At 35.6% G+C, this 1,573-nt stretch carries 2 protein-coding genes; both read left to right on the top strand.

The features are described 5' to 3' along the window. Nucleotides 1–179: 179 nt before the first annotated feature. Nucleotides 180–752 carry a peroxiredoxin gene (locus tag IQ228_RS25930; protein ID WP_027402987.1) on the top strand — a complete coding sequence of 191 codons (573 nt, stop codon included), beginning with the start codon at nucleotides 180–182 and terminating at the stop codon, nucleotides 750–752. A gap of 452 nt (nucleotides 753–1,204) precedes the next feature. Then, the gene (locus IQ228_RS25935; RefSeq protein WP_027402986.1) at nucleotides 1,205–1,429 is read left to right on the top strand and encodes a hypothetical protein; all 225 of its coding nucleotides are present in this window, start codon (nucleotides 1,205–1,207) and stop codon (nucleotides 1,427–1,429) included. The last annotated feature ends 144 nt before the right edge of the window (nucleotides 1,430–1,573 follow it).

The following is a 1,573-nucleotide window of genomic DNA, read 5'->3' on the forward strand; positions in this document are numbered from 1 at the left end:
ATTATAACTTTTCCTTTTTAAGAACTAAACTTTTTTAAAAAATACATTATAAAATAAGTATTTATAACTATTGACTAATTCCTAAATCAGAATTATTCTGATTTACAAGATAAGCTACTAATGCACTAAGCAAAAGCAGCAGCACGAGTTAAAATCTTCCATCTAAGAAAGAGGTATTTATGACTGTTATTACTCACGTTCCAAATGTAGTATTCAAGACTCGTGTACGGGATGAATCTATAGGTGGACCCAATCCTTACACTTGGAAAGATTTAACCACACAAGAAATTTTTGCCGGTAAGAAAGTAGTATTATTCGCTCTCCCTGGTGCTTTCACTCCTACCTGTTCTTCTACACATTTGCCTCGCTATGAAGAACTATTTGAGGAATTCAAAGCGCAAGGTGTTGATCAAATCATTTGTTTGTCAGTTAATGACGCATTTGTAATGTTCCAATGGGGCAAACAACAAGGCGCTAAAAATGTCTTCTTGTTACCAGATGGTAATGGAGAATTTAGCCGCAAAATGGGAATGTTAGTTGATAAATCTAACATCGGTTTTGGTATGCGTTCTTGGCGTTATGCAATGGTTGTTAATAACTGCGAAATTGAAAAAATGTTCATTGAACCTGGTTTTCAAGACAACGCTGGTGATGACCCCTTTGAAGTATCTGATGCCGATACAGTTCTTGCTTACATCAAAGGTGTAGAACGTCCTGCTGCGATCGCACCCCGTTTAGCATTTGTTGGTTAATTACTAAGTAGGTTGGCGTTGAAAATTGTCGTTATAAGTATTGGGACAGAATTAATTACACAATGTTATTGCGTAAGCGTTGCATGGCGTTAGCCATATGGAACGAAGTGAAATGAAGCAATCGCCAGGGTTGTGATTGCTTCCCTTCCCTCGCAATGACTGTAAATATTTTTGTCCAATTACTTACCCCGATGCAAAGGGGAGGGAACAGAAAGAAACTTCCACCTTTTGATAGAGGTTGATAGTTTTTAATTCATCTAAGGCAAGAGAAGTTACTTTTATGAAACTTCTTTTGCTTTTTTGTTTTGATAGACAAAAAGTTGGTAATTCTGTCCATTAAATCAGATATAAGAACTTGAATTTAGCCTATAAAAAACGAAAATACAAGAGAGGGAATGTTAAATTTATAGCTTTATTTTATCCCAGCTTAGATTGGGAAAGGAGAGCCAATTATGCCGATAACCGTCTCTGATATATATCCTCTGGGTAGGGAACAGATTTTCAATGATCTCAGCATTGAGGAATTGACGAATATTATAGGTGGTTACAGAAGCCGACGCGGAAATTATCGGTCTACAGAAACCCCATTATCTCTTAACATAGATACTCAACTTCAAGATTGGAGGACAGAACTCAATACAATGATGGATGATCTCAGACAACGATTCGATACTTAAGAAACATAGCAATAATTGAACATTTTCCTAAAAATCGTGTGTTTTCATGCTTATAAACAGCTAACACACGATTTTTTCTATGATTTAAATTAAAAATATCATCTTCAGGAAAAGAGAAGATACTTTTGTCTTTGAATCTATACC

Source organism: Dolichospermum sp. LEGE 00246 (assembly GCF_015207865.1).
GTDB lineage: Bacteria > Cyanobacteriota > Cyanobacteriia > Cyanobacteriales > Nostocaceae > Dolichospermum > Dolichospermum heterosporum.

Excerpts from the sequence above, each read along its gene's own strand:
- IQ228_RS25930 (WP_027402987.1), top strand. The coding sequence starts at position 180 with ATGACTGTTATTACTCACGTTCCAAATGTAGTATTCAAGACTCGTGTA.
- IQ228_RS25935 (WP_027402986.1), top strand. The coding sequence starts at position 1,205 with ATGCCGATAACCGTCTCTGATATATATCCTCTGGGTAGGGAACAGATT.